This window comes from Caldicellulosiruptor hydrothermalis 108, from assembly GCF_000166355.1.
Taxonomy (GTDB): Bacteria; Bacillota; Thermoanaerobacteria; order Caldicellulosiruptorales; family Caldicellulosiruptoraceae; genus Caldicellulosiruptor; species Caldicellulosiruptor hydrothermalis.
In genome coordinates, this window is record NC_014652.1 from 205,394 (window position 1) to 222,591 (window position 17,198).

General features: G+C 34.8%; 14 protein-coding genes. 12 read left to right on the top strand and 2 right to left on the bottom strand.

Annotation, left to right across the window (positions count from 1 at the left end; all coding sequences use genetic code 11):
* Positions 1–20: 20 nt before the first annotated feature.
* The 7 genes from CALHY_RS00800 to CALHY_RS00830 all read left to right on the top strand — a co-directional run bounded on the left by CALHY_RS00800 (position 21) and on the right by CALHY_RS00830 (position 6,794).
* On the top strand, positions 21–1,289 hold the full coding sequence (locus tag CALHY_RS00800; RefSeq protein WP_013402131.1) for an NAD(P)/FAD-dependent oxidoreductase: 1,269 nt from the start codon (positions 21–23) through the stop codon (positions 1,287–1,289).
* Between the two features lies 1 nt (position 1,290).
* The gene (locus CALHY_RS00805) at positions 1,291–2,043 is read left to right on the top strand and encodes a GltB/FmdC/FwdC-like GXGXG domain-containing protein (RefSeq protein ID WP_013402132.1); all 753 of its coding nucleotides are present in this window, start codon (positions 1,291–1,293) and stop codon (positions 2,041–2,043) included.
* Between the two features lie 94 nt (positions 2,044–2,137).
* On the top strand, positions 2,138–2,629 hold the full coding sequence (locus tag CALHY_RS00810) for an HD domain-containing protein (protein ID WP_013402133.1): 492 nt from the start codon (positions 2,138–2,140) through the stop codon (positions 2,627–2,629).
* A 96-nt stretch (positions 2,630–2,725) separates the two neighbouring features.
* On the top strand, positions 2,726–4,291 hold the full coding sequence (locus CALHY_RS00815; protein WP_013402134.1) for an L-lactate permease: 1,566 nt from the start codon (positions 2,726–2,728) through the stop codon (positions 4,289–4,291).
* Between the two features lie 164 nt (positions 4,292–4,455).
* Positions 4,456–5,085, top strand: a complete 630-nt coding sequence (locus CALHY_RS00820) for a hypothetical protein (protein ID WP_041723070.1) — start codon at positions 4,456–4,458, stop codon at positions 5,083–5,085.
* A complete protein-coding gene (locus tag CALHY_RS00825; protein WP_041723071.1) occupies positions 5,058–5,777 on the top strand; it encodes a hypothetical protein in 720 nt (239 codons plus the stop codon). The genes CALHY_RS00820 and CALHY_RS00825 overlap by 28 nt, the downstream gene beginning before the upstream one ends.
* Before the next feature lie 27 nt (positions 5,778–5,804).
* Complete coding sequence (locus tag CALHY_RS00830) at positions 5,805–6,794, top strand: helix-turn-helix domain-containing protein (RefSeq protein ID WP_148222323.1); 990 nt, start codon at positions 5,805–5,807, stop codon at positions 6,792–6,794.
* Positions 6,795–6,853: 59 nt separating this feature from the next.
* On the opposite strand, the gene CALHY_RS00835 is transcribed toward CALHY_RS00830, so the two are convergent.
* Together CALHY_RS00835 and CALHY_RS00840 are read right to left on the bottom strand one after the other, a co-directional pair.
* Positions 6,854–7,381 (bottom strand): D-lyxose/D-mannose family sugar isomerase, encoded by a 528-nt coding sequence (locus CALHY_RS00835; protein WP_013402135.1) that lies wholly within the window; start codon positions 7,379–7,381, stop codon positions 6,854–6,856.
* 81 nt (positions 7,382–7,462) lie between these two features.
* Positions 7,463–9,079: an extracellular solute-binding protein gene (locus CALHY_RS00840; RefSeq protein WP_013402136.1), complete on the bottom strand. Its 1,617-nt coding sequence runs from the start codon at positions 9,077–9,079 to the stop codon at positions 7,463–7,465.
* Between the two features lie 172 nt (positions 9,080–9,251).
* On the opposite strand from CALHY_RS00840, the gene CALHY_RS00845 reads away from it, so the two are divergent.
* The 5 genes from CALHY_RS00845 (at position 9,252) to CALHY_RS00865 (ending at position 17,143) form a co-directional block, all read left to right on the top strand.
* Positions 9,252–10,682 carry an ISNCY-like element ISCahy1 family transposase gene (locus CALHY_RS00845; protein ID WP_013402019.1) on the top strand — a complete coding sequence of 477 codons (1,431 nt, stop codon included), beginning with the start codon at positions 9,252–9,254 and terminating at the stop codon, positions 10,680–10,682.
* Positions 10,683–11,187: 505 nt separating this feature from the next.
* Positions 11,188–12,111, top strand: coding sequence for an ABC transporter permease (locus CALHY_RS00850; RefSeq protein ID WP_013402137.1), 924 nt, complete (start codon positions 11,188–11,190; stop codon positions 12,109–12,111).
* Positions 12,112–12,128: 17 nt separating this feature from the next.
* Positions 12,129–13,013, top strand: a complete 885-nt coding sequence (locus tag CALHY_RS00855) for a carbohydrate ABC transporter permease (protein ID WP_013402138.1) — start codon at positions 12,129–12,131, stop codon at positions 13,011–13,013.
* Between the two features lie 134 nt (positions 13,014–13,147).
* Complete coding sequence (gene aglA, locus CALHY_RS00860; RefSeq protein ID WP_013402139.1) at positions 13,148–14,548, top strand: alpha-glucosidase AglA; 1,401 nt, start codon at positions 13,148–13,150, stop codon at positions 14,546–14,548.
* A 279-nt stretch (positions 14,549–14,827) separates the two neighbouring features.
* Positions 14,828–17,143 carry a glycoside hydrolase family 3 N-terminal domain-containing protein gene (locus CALHY_RS00865; protein WP_013402140.1) on the top strand — a complete coding sequence of 772 codons (2,316 nt, stop codon included), beginning with the start codon at positions 14,828–14,830 and terminating at the stop codon, positions 17,141–17,143.
* Positions 17,144–17,198 lie beyond the last annotated feature (55 nt).

Here is a 17,198-nt window from a genome sequence, read left to right on the forward strand (position 1 = left end):
AAAGGGGGAAGAGCTTATCAATGAAGTATGTTATAATAGGCAATTCTGTTGCTGCATGTGGATGCATTGAGGCGATAAGAAAAGTTGACACGCAAAACCCTATTGTTGTTATATCAGATGAAAAGTACAGGGTATATTCAAGACCACTCATTTCTTACTACCTTGGCGGGAAAGTTGACGAGAGCAAGATGTATATCAGAGATGAGGACTACTATGAGAAAAACAAGGTAGAAACAAAGCTTGGCAAAAAAGCGGTAGCAGTTGATTTCAAGAACAAAGAAGTTATACTTGACGATGGTGAAAAGGTAAAATACGATAAACTCTTGATTGCAACAGGCGGGAAGCCTTTCATCCCGCCAACAAAAGGGTCTGAAGCTAAAAATGTGTTTACATTCATAAAGTTTGATGATGTAAAGGCGATAGATGAGGCTATCAAAAATGGTGCAAAAAAGGCAGTAGTCATTGGTGCGGGACTCAGCGGGCTCAAAGCGGCAGAAGCCCTCATCAAAAGGAATTTAGATGTAACTGTTGTTGAGCTTGCAAACAGGATTTTGGGTTCTATACTGGATTTGGAAGCGTCAAGGATAGTCCAGGACGAGCTTGAAAAGCATGGTATAGTTTTTAAGCTTGAAACATCTGTTGATGAGATAATAGGCGATGGCAAGGTTGAAAGAGTAAAACTCAAAAATGGTGAGGTTTTAGATGCCGACATAGTTGTGTTTGCGATAGGTGTTGTACCAAACATCGATTTTTTGAAAGGGACAGATCTTAAAATCAACCGCGGAATTGTTGTTGATAACAGAATGCAGACAAACATAGAGGATGTGTTTGCAGCAGGGGATTGTGCAGAAGGATACGACTTTGTGTTTGAGCAGCAAAGGGTAATTCCAATCTGGCCAAATGCTTATAATCAAGGTGAGACAGCAGGGTATAACATGGCAGGGGCCCAAAAGACATTTGACAGAGGATTTCCAATGAACTCAATAGGATTTTTTGATGTTCACATGATAACAGCAGGGATTGTTGTGCCAAACTCTGATGATATAGAAGTTTTGGCAAAACATGATAAGGAAAAAAATACTTACAGAAAGATATATCTTAAAAATGGCAGAGTTGTTGGTTTTATGTTTATAAACTCAATTGACAGAGCTGGTATGATAACTAATATGATAAAAGAAGGCTTTAACGTTGAGAGTATAAAACACAGGCTTCTTGACGAGGACTTTGGATATTTAGATTTGCCAAAGGAAATAAGGCAAGAGAAGATTTTAGGGGGTGCAAAAGCTTAAAATGAATCTTCATAAGCTTACCATAGATGCAAAAGGCATACATTACAAAGAATTGAATGAGATGATAGAAAACGCTCTGAATGAAGGATATAAAGAGATAGATTTGATAAACGTAAACGGCCAGCGCTACATTGGCGATGGTTTAACATTTCCGGACAGGAAACTTAACATCTATGGCACCCCTGGAAACGATATGGCTGCGTTCATGAACGGACTTACAATTGAGGTATTTGCAAATGGTCAGGATGGTATTGGAAACACCATGAATGCGGGCAAAATAATAGTTCATGGTTCTGCAGGGGATATTATAGGCTATGGAATGCGCGGCGGCGAGATTTTCATAAAAGGCGACGTTGGTTACAGAGTAGGAATTCACATGAAAGAATATCAAGACAAGATTCCTGTATTGGTGGTTGGCGGGAAAGCAGGAGATTTTCTTGGCGAGTACATGGCAGGTGGAAGGATAATTGTGCTGGGTCTTACATTAAAAGATGGTGAGCCTATAACAGGGCTTTACTGTGGCACAGGTATGCATGGTGGTGTTATGTATCTTCGCGGTCAGCTGCAGCCATACCAGCTTGGGAAAGAGGTTAAAGTTGTTGATATGGAAGAAGAGGATTACAAGTTCATTGACAAATATGTTACAGAGTTTGTAAAGCTTTTTGGATATAGCAAAGAGTATATAATGTCAAAGCCATTTTACAAGCTAATTCCTTACAACAAACGCCCATACGGAAAGCTGTACGCTTATTAATAGTCCGGAATATGACATTTGGCCAGTGGCAGAAAATTTTGCCATTGGCCGTTTTGTAATTTGGCAGAAGTTTTACAAACAGGGGGGTTTTAAGTTGGACTCTATTGATTTAATTGCCTTGGAGATGATAAAATATTTCAAAAATGATGTGAGAAGAATAAACCATGCACTCAAAGTATTTTCATTTGCAAGACTGATTGGAAAGGCGGAAGGTTTGGACGGCAAAAAACAGTATATTTTAGAAGCTGCAGCGCTTTTGCATGATATTGGGATTAAGGTGTGTGAACAGAAATATAACCAGGCAGCAGGTCATCTGCAGGAGATTGAAGGACCAGAGGTTGCAAAAGAAATTTTGCTACCTATGAATATTGAAAAAGATATACTTGAGAGGATACTTTTTCTTATCGGCAACCATCATTCATATTCAAAGATAGATGACATTGATTTTCAAATCCTTGTTGAAGCAGATTTTCTTGTAAATATATATGAAGACTCTATGAAACTCGAAACAATAAAGAGTATAAAGCACAAATACTTCAAAACAAAGATGGGACTTTTCATGCTTGAAAAGATGTTTGAAGTATGAGGTAGAACTGGTAGGATGGCCAGCTGCAAATAAGATTTGCGCTGGTCTTCAAAAAAATAAAATCTGTAGGATGGTAGAAGGGGGATTGATGGTAGTATGGATTTATTTTTAAGTGTCTTGCCAATTTTACTTGTCTTATTTCTTCTCATCTTTGCAAAAAAGACTGCAGACATTGCAGGGCTTGTCGGATGGGTTGTAACAGCTTTGATTGCCATTGTGTATTTTAAAACCTCATTTGATGTTGTGTTAAAATCATCCATAATGGGATTTTTAGCTGCCCTTCCTGTATCTTTAGTTGTTGTCACATCAATCCTGCAGCTCAATGTCATGGAGTCAGCAGGTGCAATGAAAAGAATTATTGTATTTGTAAAAGGTTTGTCAAAGGATGACAAGGTGTTCCAGACACTGATTTTGAACGTAGGGTTTGGAACGTTTTTGGCAGCAACCGGAGCGGTCCCTGTGACTGTGCTTCCACCAATTTTGATTGGGCTTGGTTATTCGACCTTTGCTGCAATTGCCCTGTCTGCAGTCGGGTTTGATGCGCTGTGTACATATGCTCTTCTTGGCACACCTTTGGTTGTATTTTCACAGATTGCAAATGTGGATTTGATAACAGCTGCAAGGTACTTTTTGCCGTTTGTTGGAGTTGTTTCATTTACAATATCTCTTGCAATGCTTTTTATAATTGGCAATAGCAAGTTTGTCAAAAGAGGGTTTGTGCCTGCCATAATTGTTGGGCTTACATCTTATGCAGCAGCAGAACTTGCAATTTTGGTAAAAGCACCAGTTATCACTGGCATCTTCGCAGGAATCCTAATAATGCTTGTTATGATGGTAATTCTCAAACTTCTTGGCAAAAGAGTATATGACTCAAGCCATTTTACAGAGGAAGATAGAAAAGTTGAAAAGACAATGGGGATAATAAAAGCAACATCTCCGTGGATACTGCTGGTTGTCTTTATTCTCATTACAAATCTCATTACTCCTATAAGAGAGTTTTTGTATGACAAACTTTCAATGCCGGTTGAAGTAATGAAAGGTCCAAAAATAAAGCCCATTTTCACAAGGGTGATCTGGCAGTCATACACATGGATCTTGATCTCAACAGTTATTTCAATCTTCATCTTCAAGATGGATGGCAAGCAACTGAAAAGTGTATGGGAAAAGACAAAATCAAGAATTCCAAAACCTTTCTGGTCTTCAACTGTGTTTTTCCTGATGGCCTATGTCATGATGTACTCAGGCTATCAAAAGACTTCAAATGGGTATGAGCTTTTGCAAAAGGCGCACAACATTGTGTATGTGCTTGCAGAATATTCAGCAAAAGGATTTAAAAACGCATATGCTTTTATTGCTCCATATCTGGGCATCTTGGGCGGTTTCATTACAGGTACTGAAACATCCACCGTTGCCATGTTTGCAAAGTATACCATTGAAACCTCAAACTTGCTTGGGCTGTCTCCACTTTTGATGGTTGCAGCTGTTGCGTTTGGTGGTGGGCTTGCTTCTGGGATATCACCGTCAAAGCTTCAAAATGCAGCTGCTGCAATTGATGCAATTGGCCAAGAGTCAAAGGTATTAAAAACAACGCTTGTGATTTCGCTTGTAATGGCGTTTATAACGGGGATAATCAGCTTTGTGTTAAGGAATTTTACAGTATAGTATATAAAGATTTTTATGGCTGCTATTTATAAAAATAGCAGCTTTTTGTTTAAATTTTTATTATTAGTTTATTTGCTTTATACTTTGTGCTTTATATTGAATGTATATAGGTGATATAATATTTTAAGAAGTATGTGCTTTAAAATTTCGGAGGAAACATATTTATGAGGAAAGTCAAAAAGGTTAAAAGTATATTTATGGTAATATTATTATCATTTATAGTGGTATTTCTGATCCCTATTATTACCAATCTATTTTTCTATACTAATACATATAATGCTTTAAAAGACTACTTATACAAATACAACTCAGCCATTTTAAATCAAGTAGAAAATAAAATCAACGAGGAAATAATTCAGCCTTTAGAGACTATAAAGTCTTTGACTAATGCAAATCCATTTTATGTAGATTTTGTTTTTCCAAGCGATAATATTTCGAAAACAGATATATATTTGGATTACAAGACTTTTTCTAGAGAGCTTATGACCTACTATTCCAATCCTTTTATATTAGAAGTTTGTGTATATGTTCCAACAAAAAACAAGATAGTTAGTGCTAACTTTTTTGAATCGCCAAAGTTGTATTATGAATATATTAACAAGCCTATAGATATGTCTTATTCTACTTGGATTAAGTTTTTAAATGGCTACTATAACAATAGATTTATTTCTTCCTTCAAAACAATATACAATAAAAGGAAAGAAGTACACTTTTATTTATTCACAGCCTTGAGAACTGGAAATTTGGTTCAGGGAATGCAAATTTGTTGGTTTATCTTGATGAAGAGAAATTAAAAGAATATTTAAGAGAACTTCTTCTTGACCAAAGTGGAAGTATTGTTATTATGGATAAAAATAGTAAACCCATAGTTGAATACTCTGAAATTTATAAGGAGGATAACATATTTCTCAAAGAAGCTACAAAAATAAGAAGGGATAATGGGTTTTCAAATATAAGAATTAACAATAAGAATTACATAGTATATACAACAATATCAGCAGTAAATGGTTGGAAGTATTATTACTTTATTTTATCTGACAAGTTTTTAGTTAATTTGAAAAGAATAAGGATTACATTAATTCTCATGATTACTTTTACTATTGTAATAGGTGGAGTTATTATATACTTGCTTAGTTTAAAAAATTATAAACCAATAAGAGAAGTGAAAAATTTGCTTTTATCGTATTCAGAGAAAGAACAATCAAAATATAAAGCGTTTTCAGATGAGTATAGTCTTATAAAAGAATTGATTTTTAAATTAATAAAAGAGGATGCAAATCTAAAACGGCAGTTAACAAAGGTTGAAGATATCTTAAAAAATATTTATATAATTCAGTTTTTAAAAGGTGAGGGTGAAATATCACATCATTTGGTATCTTATTTTGAAAACAAACTTAGCTCAAAAGGAAAATATGCTACTGTTGTTATTGAAGTTGAAGAGTATTTCAAGCATACTCAAGAAAAAATAGATGAGGACTTAACCTAACTTATTTTGTTTAATATTCTTTGCGAGATGTTTGAAAATGAAGGTTATATTACCTACCCCATTGTTTTGTCAAAAAAAGAGATTGCTATTATTTTAGGTTCTGCTGAGAATAATATAAATCTTGATTCAGTTAAAGAGGTATTAGAGAGAGGGAAAAAATTTATAGAAAGAAATTTTTCAGTATATTTTACGTTAGGTGTCAGTGAAATAAAAGATAATATTAATTGTTTACCTAAGTGTTACAAAGAAGCTAAAGAGGCTCTAAAATTAAAATATGCTTTTGGCGGGAACAAGATATATTCTTATAAGGAAGTTGGAAGTTCAACTGAGCATAGTAAATACATATATTTGCCAATAGAAATAGAAAATATTATCATTAACAATATAACTACAGGAGATGTTGAAGGAACAAAGCAAGTAATGGAGAAGCTGTTTTATGACTATTTTACATTTCTTTCATATCAACCAAATTTACAGAGATTATTTTTAATGCAGCTTTTTACACTTTATCTTAAAGTTATTTATATGATAGGGAAAAAAGATGATGTTACTTTATCAACAACATTATTAGATTATATTAATGAGATTGAGCAAGATGATGTAGACAAGGCAAAAGCAAATTTGGATGCAATCAAGGAAAAGTTTATAGCCTTAGCGCGCAACATAAATGAAGTTACAAATAAATCAGGTTCACATCTTATATCGAGAGTAATAAAATTTATTGATGATAACTATTGTGATCCAAATCTTTCTTTGACGTATATTTCAGATAAATTTAATATTTCACCACAATATTTGTCTACTATTTTCAAAGAAAAAGTGGGAATGAACCTGAGCGACTATATTTTTCAGTTAAGAATTTCAAAAGCAAAAGAATTACTTATAAATACAGATAAATCAGTTAATGAAATTTGCCAACTGATAGGATACACACATGTAAGCAGTTTTATTAAAGCTTTTAAAAAGACAGAGGGCATTTCACCGGCAAAGTATAGAAGTGTGTATCAAAAACAGTGAGGACTGGGGTTGATATTTTCCCAGTCCTTTTCAAGATATGTTAGTAATTACTTATGTTCTCAATCATCCTCGATGACAGGAATTCTTTTTATCCGTGGGTCAGAAAAGATATCAGTTTCGTCAGTACTTTTTGTAGAAAACTCGGAAACAACTGCTCCTTCCTCTCCTGCTTGAAACCAATGTAATGTATTTGGCATTATTGTATATTGGTCTCCAGGATTCAATTCTATTTCATGAAATACAGTATAGTATTTCTCGTCCCCTTCTGGCGGTTTACATTTTCTATTTGCGGTTGGTTCTCCCTCGACGTATAAATAGACTTTACCAAATCTACATCTGAATGTCTCTTCTTTTTCAATATGTTTATGTTCAGGACATGTCTGGAAAGGGAACAAAACTAATTCTTTAGCACAAACTCTTTCAGTATTTACATAAACTACAAGCTGAAGACCAACTTTTTCTATTTTACCTAACCCAAAATCAGCTACTTCGATGTTTTCTTTCTCTTTTTCTGTTAAAACTATGTGTGCTTTTTCAAAATATTCGCAAGTTTTTCTTTGCCACTTTTTATATTCACTTTTTTTCATTACAAATCTCTCCTTTTATATTTAAGATGGTAATAATAACCAAAGGATGGTTCATTAAACACCATCCCTTGGACTCAGAGTTTATATCTTTCTCTTAATATACCTATTGTATGCATCTTGATAAACTTTTAGCACTTCGTCTATACCCATTCTCTTGAGTGTTTTCTGGAAACTATCAATGTTAGTGAATTTTCCTGTAATCATTCTGACAAACATTTCATCATAATAAGTATTTATAGCATTCAATATATTTGCAACTTTTTTACTTTCTTCGACTGTTAATGTTACAGGTGGCAATATTTTTGAATTAGATGGTTGACTTAATATTTTCAAAGCCTCTCGTTGTTGTGGGAACGGAAGAATTTGAACAACGTAATCTTCTGATTGTGGGAAAGGCCCAACCCATCCTGCTCTTGCATACTTTGATAGAGCTTCCAATATCGAAAGCTTAGGGTTATTTAGAATTTCATCAGTATACATAGGCTTGCCATTCTTAATAACATATGATTTTCCTTTAATGCCAAAATTATATACCATATAACCTTCTTTACTGTATCCCCAATCAAGTATCTTCATAGCCAAAGGTATGTTTTTGCACTGTGTTGTTATGGCAGCAGAACCATATCCTGGGTAAGCAAAGTGTTTATGACCAATTTCAGGTTTTTGTCCTTTTTTCAAAACTGGCCATGGAGCTACAGTAATATCAAATTCTGTACCCTTTTTTGCTTGCAAAAATCTTCCTGTGTCCCCTGAAACTCTACCCAAATATGCACCAATTTGATCATTTAGAATTTTTGCCTGTATAGCTTGCGTATTCATGTTTAAAATATCAGGATCAATTAAATTTTCTTTCCACCATGTTTGAAGTACTTTTATAAACTCTTTATACTGTGACGTTAATGGCCCATATTTAACTTTACCATTTTCAACATAGAAATCCAACGTAATTCCCCATGCGCCTGCAAGGAATGAACCACGCCAACTTGTTCTTAGAGTAGAGCCAAAGCGGAATGCAATACTGAATGGATAAATTGGAGCTTTCCTACCATTAAGAATTTTTGCATTGTCACGGAATTTTCTCAACATATTTGTCCACTCATTTACTGTTTCTGGTACAGGCAGTTTTAATTTATCGAGCCAATCTTTTCTGATGTATGGACCATCACCAACACGAGTAAGATTGCCTTCTCTTATAAAAGGAAAGCAATAAATTGTTCCATCATCTGTGATAACATCTCTCTTTATATCGGGATGAGTGTCCAAATATTTCTTTAAGTTTGGTGCATACTTTTGAAGATAATTATTCAATTTTATTATGACTCCATCGGCAATTGCCTTTAAAGGTCCTCCTGGATAGCTTAGCCAATCAGTTTCAATTATATCAGGTAATTTTTTAGAGGCCAACATAAGATTGAATTGTTCTGTTTCGCTTCCACTCGGTGGATGAATAAATTCAATTTTAACATTAAATTTTTTCATTAAGTACTGATAACAAGCAACCTGGGCAAGGTTATTATAGCTTACAGCAACTTTTGCGTCCAATGCAGTCCACCATGTTATTACAGGCTTGCTACTTTTACTACTTGCTGCAAAACTTGGGGATACTGCCGAAACAGGCAGTGTAATAAATATAAAGAATACTATCAAAAGAGTAAAGGACAGCACAACTTTAAATTTTTTTGATTTAACACTCGTCATTTTACTAAACAACCTCCTTCATTGTAAAATTATTTTTAGCCTTTTGCAAAAACGCTCAAGATGAGCGTTATCAAGCTTTACATAGAATCAAAAAAGACTGGTCACCCTCCTCATAATTGTAGTAAAATATGATTATATAAAACAAATTTTCTACTATGAGGAGGGTTCCAAAATGTTCAACACCAAACCTAAACAACTTTCTTTCATAGACCTATTCTCCCACCTAAAGGCTTCGGCTCTCTACAAGCCTGAAAGCCTCTTGGGCTTGTTCAATAAATTCATTGACTTGTCACATTATATACCTTCTTCTTTCTACAATGCCTACTACAAATATTTCGGTAAGCATAGATACTTCTCTTTAGAATCTATGCTTTGTTGCTTCCTCGTCCAAAAATTGCTCAAACTCAATACTTTAACTCAGCTTCGTGCTGTCTTACTCAACTCATTCGAACTTCGCTCATTTTGTAATCTTCATGGCAATGTCCCTTCTATCTCTACTCTCTCTCGCTTTAGAAAAATATTTGCAAGTGAAATCCATAAACTTTTTCAAAATATCTCTATCCATGCACATAATATTTCCATCCAACAATGCCCTCAAGATTCTTCAATCTTAATCTTCGACACAACAGGTATTGTCCCAAAAGTTCGTGAAAACAATCCTAAATTCATTCATCTACTGCTGAAAAATACCTCAAAAGCTAACCCTGAACTTCCCTCTGAAAAAGTCTACTCTCTCGTTTATTCTTCTTTGCCTAAAACTGCTAACGCTAATTCTAACATCCGTCTTATGTTTGTAAATGGCCATTTCTGCTGGGCTTTAAAATTTGCAGTCATTACCAACGCTCTCGGTATCCCTTTAGCTTTAGTACCTCTGTTTAACTATGATTCCCCTTCCTCTGACCCACAAGAAGCAAAAGCTATCTCCGACTCTAAAGGTTTAATTCCTTCGCTCGAAACTTTATTCTCTTATATCCCCAAAAATTTCTCCACTTTCATCGCCGACAGTGCTTTGGATTCCCACAACATATACTCCACTTTAAAAAATACCTTTAACTTCTCCAAAATCGTTATTCCACTAAATACAAGAGCTTCTAAAAATACTACACCTACATCAGACCCCAATATCGTTATTTCTGAAGATGGTATCCCTATCTGCAAAAAGTTCAACAAACCTTTTAAACCCGAAGGCAAATGTCAGGGTAAAAATCGCTCTTTGCGCCTTAAATGGACTTGCCCTATGTCACAATACAAAGATGGCAAACGCATCTGCTCTTGCCCTCAGCCTTGTACTACCTCTAAATCGGGTAGAATGTTCTATACATACCCAGATAACTTTCGCTCTTTCCCAGGTATCAACAGAAATTCACAAGAGTTTTTTGACCTCTACAAAAAACGTGTCGCTGTAGAGCAGACTATTTACCACCTGAAATCCTACATGGGCTCTGATACTATCTCTACTTATGACCATATTTCTATTTTCTCTGATTTCTTGCTATCTGCCATTACTTTCTCGCTCTTGTTTATTCTCGCTCACAATATCAAACTCTATTGCTCTAAATTGACTATCAAAAAACTTAACAAGCTCAAAAAACTTATCGCTTAATACTACTATTTTTTAAATCTATTTCTTACAAAAAATTTCTGGTTTTGTTTTTACTTAACCTTCTAAAACAAGGAGTTAAGAAGGCTTAGGATATTATTGTCTTTTTTGAAGTTGTTAATTTTTGTCATATGTTTGTTGCTGATTATTTTTGCTGGTATTGATAATATTTGGTTTTCACTTCTCTTTTCTTTTTGTATCTTGATTGTATTTCATGTTAGTATTGGTGCCTTTTACCTTCAATCACCACCTATTTTGCAAACGCCTATGTAAAATTATTTTTACAATCCTCATTTTAAATAGTGCAACATGTGCAATGCAATGAGAATTACTTCATAAATATTAGCCATATTTCACTTTTTTATTAAAAAATCTTTGCACTATTTTAATCCAGTTTGCATTTTTTAAGATTGTTGATAATAAAACATTAAATATTAACAAAGTCTAATTGAACATGTGAAAATATAGAGGTAAAGTAATATTAACAAAATTAAAGGAGGCAAACAAAATGAACAAATGGCAAGAGCTGAGAAAAGATTTAATTAGAAATCGTAACCTTTATTTAATGCTATTGCCCATAGTCGCTTACTATTTTATATTCCACTACATACCTATATATGGTCTTCAAATAGCTTTTAAAGATTTCAACCCTGCAAAAGGTATTTGGGGAAGTCAGTGGGTAGGTTTAGAAAAGTTTAAAGAGTTTTTTGTCTATGACAGTTTTTATGTTTGGAGAATTATCCGAAACACAATTCTTATAAATGTGTATGATATTATATTTGGATTTCCAGCACCTATAATATTTGCTCTTCTTTTAAACGAAGTAAAAAACAGCATGTACAAAAGGACACTTCAGACAATAAGTTATATGCCACACTTTATATCAACTGTTGTGTTAGTTGGAATTATATTAGATTTCTTTTCTCGAGATGGACTTATAAATCAAATATTAAAATCCTTAGGTTTGCTTTCTGAGCCAATTTCTTTCATGACAGAACCAGGTTGGTTCAGACCAATATATGTTGGATCTGGTATTTGGCAGCAGCTCGGATGGAATTCAATTATTTACCTTGCAGCAATATCTAACATTGACCCTCAGCTTTATGAAGCAGCAAAAATAGATGGTGCAGGGAGATTTAGGCAAGCATTGTATGTTACTCTTCCAGGAATAATGCCAACTATTATCATAATGTTCATTTTAAGAGTTGGGAGTATTATGAATGTCGGATTTGAAAAGGTATTTTTGATGTATAATCCTCTAACATATGAAACAGCAGATGTTATTTCCACATACGTATATAGAAAAGGACTTTTAGAGATGGACTATAGCTACGGGGCAGCAGTTGGACTTTTTAATTCACTCATAAACTTTGCACTTGTTGTATTGACAAATCAACTGAGCAAAAGGTTTACAGAAACATCTCTGTGGTAAGGGAGTGAAATTATAATATGAAGATAAGAAAGAGTGCAGGTGAAATAATATTTGATTCTTTTAACTACATATTCTTAGGTTTGTTATGCTTTACAATGTTATATCCAATACTTTATGTTATATTTGCTTCATTCAGTAACCCTATTAAGCTTATGGCATACAGAGGACCACTTTTGCGACCCCTCGACTTTTCGGTGGAAGCTTATAAACTGCTTCTCAGTTACCCTATGATTTGGATTGGTTATAGAAACACAATTATTTACGTTGTCTTAGGAACAGCAATAAATATTCTTCTTACGACAATGGGTGGATATGTGCTATCTCGAAAAAATTTAAAGCTAAAAAACCCGATTATGTTCTTCATTGCATTTACCATGTACTTTAGCGGCGGTATGATTCCAACATACTTGCTTGTCCAATCTCTTGGCATGATAGACACAATCTGGGCAATGATAATCCCAGGGGCAATTTCTACAACAAACCTCATCATCATGAGAACCGGTTTTCATGCTGTGCCAGACAGTTTGGAAGAGTCTGCAAGGATAGATGGAGCTGGGGACTGGACAATACTTTTTAGAATCATGATACCACTTGCAATGCCAATGATAGCCGTTATGATACTCTTTTATGCGGTAGGGCACTGGAATGCATTTTTCAATGCGATTATATACCTGCGCTCAAGAGAACTTTACCCTCTTCAGCTTGTTTTAAGAGAAATACTTATTATGAGTAGCACTGAGAACATGACAACAGGAATTTCAGATGCATCAGACAGATTTGCAGTGACAGAGCTTATAAAATACGCGGCAATTGTGGTATCAACAGTACCAATCCTGTGTATATACCCATTTTTGCAAAAGTATTTTGTAAAAGGGGTCATGATTGGGGCAATTAAAGAATAAAGAATATCAGTAATCGTTTGGATTTGGGGGTGAAAAAATGTGATGGATAAAATTAAGTAAGGTTTATATTCATGAAGTGATATATCCTATACTTAAGCAGTAATTTTAAAAAAGTTTGCAAAGGAGAGATGAAGATGAAAATATCAATTGTAGGTGCAGGAAGTGTAAGATATTCTCTGCAACTAATAGGAGATATTGCAAAGATTCCAGAACTATCAGGTGTTAATGTGACTCTAATGGATATCAATAATCAACGATTAGATGCAATTTACATCCTTGCCAAAAAATACATTGAAGAACTTGGTGCAAATATTTCTATAGAGAAAACATTATCTTTAGAAGAAGCAGTAAAAGGCGCAGATTTCATTATAAACACGGCTTTGCCTTATCCTCCAGAGCATGAAGATGGATTTGAAAAATATGAGATTATTACTCAAGTTGCAGAAAAATATGGATATTACAGAGGTATTGATAGCCAAGAGTTTAATATGGTTTCAACTTATTCTTATATGATTTGCAGTTATTTTGATTTAAAACTTGCATTGCAAATTTCAGAATTAATGGAAAAGTACTCTCCGAATGCTTGGCTCTTGCAAACTGCAAATCCGATATTTGAAATAACACAGTATTTAACTCGATACACAAATACAAAAATAATCGGATTTTGTCATGGGTATGGAGGTATATATGAGGTATTTGAAACCCTTGGTATGGACAAAAACGAGGTGGATTGGCAGGTTTCTGGTGTAAATCATGGCATTTGGCTCAATAGGTTCAAGTATAAAGGTGAAGATGGCTACAAATTATTAGATAAGTGGATTGAAGAAGGACTTCCAAATTGGGAATCCAAAAATCCATGGGATCTGCAACTAAGTCCTGCAGCGATAGACATGTACAAATTCTATGGTATGCTTCCAATAGGCGATACAGTCCGCAATGGTTCTTGGAAATACCATTACAATTTGGAAACTAAAAAGAAATGGCATGGCAAGTTTGGAGGAATTGATAATGAAGTAGAAAGGCCAAAATTCCACAGACAGCTCAGAGCAAGCAAACAAAGGCTTATAGAACTTGCAAAGAAAGTAGAAGCTGACTCAAACTGTTCTTTAACAGTTGAGCTTCCAGAGCTGTTTACAACAGACAGAATGAGTGGTGAACAACAGATTCTCTTTATAAATGCATTGATAAATGATAAAAGAACAAGACTTGTTTTAAATATTCCTAACAGAGGCGTAATTTCAGGAATTCCTGATGATGTTGTAGTTGAAGTAACCTGTCAGGTAGATGCTCAAGGAATTCACCCAGAAAAAGTGGAACCTGACCTAACTGATAGAATAAAGAAATTTTATTTAGTTCCAAGAATAATGAGAATGGAAATGGCTTTAGAAGCTTTTAGGACAAGAGATATAAAAGTGCTTGAAGAGTTTTTAATAAGAGATCCAAGAACACGTTCATATGAACAGGTAAAAAATGTTTTGAGAGAGTTACTCGAACTTCCTTTTAACAGAGAGATTAAAGAATATTTTGGTGTATAACACACAAATTTCAATTTAAAGAATAGGGGCTGTTTGCAAAAAAAGCGAGCAGCCTCTATTTTATAGAATTTTAATTTTTGTAACTTTTGCTGAGAAGATTTTAATAAACTATATAATCTAAAATTTCATAAAATCACAATTGATGTGAAAAACCAAATGGTGTTATAATCATAATAAAAGATGATATTCACACTATTAGTTGTTTTATCTATCTTGAAACCGTTTTCTACCCCCAGCACAAAGTTTTTTTGAAAATCATATTTGGAGGTGCAAGTAAAAGTGTCAATTGAAAAAAAAGTAAACGAGCTTTTGAAGCAAATGACAGTTGAAGAAAAGGTGTATCAGCTCACAAGTGTGCTTGTAAAAGATATTTTGGAAAACAACCAATTTTCTGAGGAAAAAGCAAAGAAAGTCATTCCTCATGGTATTGGCCAGATTACAAGGGTTGCAGGTGCGAGCAATTTCACACCTCAACAGGCTTTAGAGGCAGCAAACCAAATCCAAAAGTTTTTGATTGAAAACACAAGGCTCAAAATTCCTGCGATAATCCATGAAGAATCTTGTTCTGGTTTTATGGCAAGCAAAGCAACAGTATTTCCACAGAGCATTGGTGTTGCCTGCACTTTTGACAATGAACTTGTAAAAGAGATGGCAAAAGTTATAAGGCTGCAGATGAAAGCTGTAGGTGCGCATCAGGCTTTGGCGCCGCTGATTGATGTTGCAAGGGATGCACGATGGGGAAGAGTTGAAGAGACGTTTGGTGAAGATCCATACCTTGTTGCAAATATGGCAGTAAGTTATGTTGAAGGAATTCAGGGCAAGAACTTTGAAGAAAAGATTATTGCAACAGGCAAACATTTTGTTGGTTATGCAATGTCAGAAGGTGGGATGAACTGGGCACCTGTTCATATTCCTGAAAGAGAGCTAAGAGAAGTGTATCTTTATCCATTTGAGGTTGCTGTAAAGGTGGCAGGCTTGAAATCAATTATGCCAGCTTACCATGAAATTGACGGAATTCCTTGTCATGCAAATAGGAAGCTTTTAACCGAAATTGCAAGGGACGAATGGGGATTTGATGGAATATTTGTGTCCGACTACAGTGGTGTTAAAAATATCTTAGACTATCATAAGTCGGTTAAAACTTATGAAGAAGCAGCGTATATTTCTCTTTGGGCAGGACTTGATATTGAGCTTCCAAGAATAGAGTGTTTTACAGAGAAGTTTATTGAGGCATTAAAAGAAGGCAAGTTTGATATGGCAGTTGTTGATGCTGCTGTGAAGAGAGTTTTAGAGATGAAGTTCAGGCTCGGACTTTTTGACAATCCATTTGTAAAAACAGAAAATATTATAGAACTTTTTGACAATAAAGAACAAAGAAGCCTTGCAAGAAAAGTTGCCCAAGAGTCTATGGTTCTTTTGAAAAACGACGGTATATTGCCACTTAAAGAAAAAGACCTCAAGAAAGTTGCTGTGATAGGACCAAATGCTAACTCAGTTAGAAACCTTCTTGGTGATTATTCTTATCCAGCACACATATCAACAACAGAAATGTTCTTTATGAAAGAAGAGGTTGACCTCGGCGATGAAGATGCATTTGTCAAAAAGGTTGTAAATATTAAATCTGTATATGAAGTTATAAAAGAAAGAATAGGTAAGCATACAGAGGTAGTCTATGCAAAAGGTTGTGATGTAAACTCTCAAGATAAGTCCAGCTTTGAAGAAGCTAAAAAAGCTGCCCAGGGCGCAGATGTTGTTATAGTTGTAGTTGGTGACAAGGCAGGGTTAAAACTTGACTGCACATCTGGTGAGTCAAGAGATAGAGCAAGCTTAAAACTTCCAGGTGTTCAGGAAGAGCTGATAGAAGAAATTTCAAAAGTAAATCAAAACATTGTTGTTATTCTTGTAAACGGTCGACCTGTTGCGCTCGAAAATTTCTGGCAAAAGTCCAAAGCTATTCTTGAAGCTTGGTTCCCGGGCGAAGAAGGTGCAGAGGCGATTGCAGATGTTATCTTTGGAAAGTACAATCCGGGTGGAAAACTTGCAATTTCATTCCCAAGAGATGTTGGGCAAGTACCGGTATACTATGGACACAAACCATCCGGTGGAAAATCATGCTGGCATGGGGACTATGTTGAAATGTCTTCAAAGCCATTTTTACCATTTGGTTATGGTCTTTCGTATACAACTTTTGAATACAAAAATCTTACTATTGAAAAAGAAAAAATTACAATGGATGAGAGCATAAAAATCTCAGTTGAGATAGAAAATACAGGAAACTATGAAGGCGATGAGGTAGTTCAGCTGTATACAAGAAAAGAAGAGTTTTTAGTAACAAGACCTGTAAAAGAGCTAAAGGCATACAAGAGAGTTCACTTAAAACCTGGTGAAAAGAAGAAAGTTGTATTTGAAATCTTCCCAGACCAGTTTGCATACTATGATTATGATATGAACAGGGTAATCTCACCCGGCACTGTTGAGGTCATGGTAGGGGCATCTTCAGAGGACATAAAGTTTACAGGGACATTTGAGATTGTGGGCGAAAAGAAAGATGCAAAAGAAATCAAAAATTATCTTAGCCGTGCATGGTGTGAATAAACTTAAAAATGATAAGGGACTGATGCCAATGAGTGGTACCAGTCCCTTGTTTTTT

Excerpts from the sequence above, each read along its gene's own strand:
- CALHY_RS00800 (WP_013402131.1), top strand. The coding sequence starts at position 21 with ATGAAGTATGTTATAATAGGCAATTCTGTTGCTGCATGTGGATGCATT.
- CALHY_RS00805 (WP_013402132.1), top strand. The coding sequence starts at position 1,291 with ATGAATCTTCATAAGCTTACCATAGATGCAAAAGGCATACATTACAAA.
- CALHY_RS00815 (WP_013402134.1), top strand. The coding sequence starts at position 2,726 with ATGGATTTATTTTTAAGTGTCTTGCCAATTTTACTTGTCTTATTTCTT.
- CALHY_RS00820 (WP_041723070.1), top strand. The coding sequence starts at position 4,456 with ATGAGGAAAGTCAAAAAGGTTAAAAGTATATTTATGGTAATATTATTA.
- CALHY_RS00830 (WP_148222323.1), top strand. The coding sequence starts at position 5,805 with ATGTTTGAAAATGAAGGTTATATTACCTACCCCATTGTTTTGTCAAAA.
- CALHY_RS00835 (WP_013402135.1), bottom strand. The coding sequence starts at position 7,381 with ATGAAAAAAAGTGAATATAAAAAGTGGCAAAGAAAAACTTGCGAATAT.
- CALHY_RS00840 (WP_013402136.1), bottom strand. The coding sequence starts at position 9,079 with ATGACGAGTGTTAAATCAAAAAAATTTAAAGTTGTGCTGTCCTTTACT.
- CALHY_RS00845 (WP_013402019.1), top strand. The coding sequence starts at position 9,252 with ATGTTCAACACCAAACCTAAACAACTTTCTTTCATAGACCTATTCTCC.
- CALHY_RS00850 (WP_013402137.1), top strand. The coding sequence starts at position 11,188 with ATGAACAAATGGCAAGAGCTGAGAAAAGATTTAATTAGAAATCGTAAC.
- CALHY_RS00855 (WP_013402138.1), top strand. The coding sequence starts at position 12,129 with ATGAAGATAAGAAAGAGTGCAGGTGAAATAATATTTGATTCTTTTAAC.
- aglA (WP_013402139.1), top strand. The coding sequence starts at position 13,148 with ATGAAAATATCAATTGTAGGTGCAGGAAGTGTAAGATATTCTCTGCAA.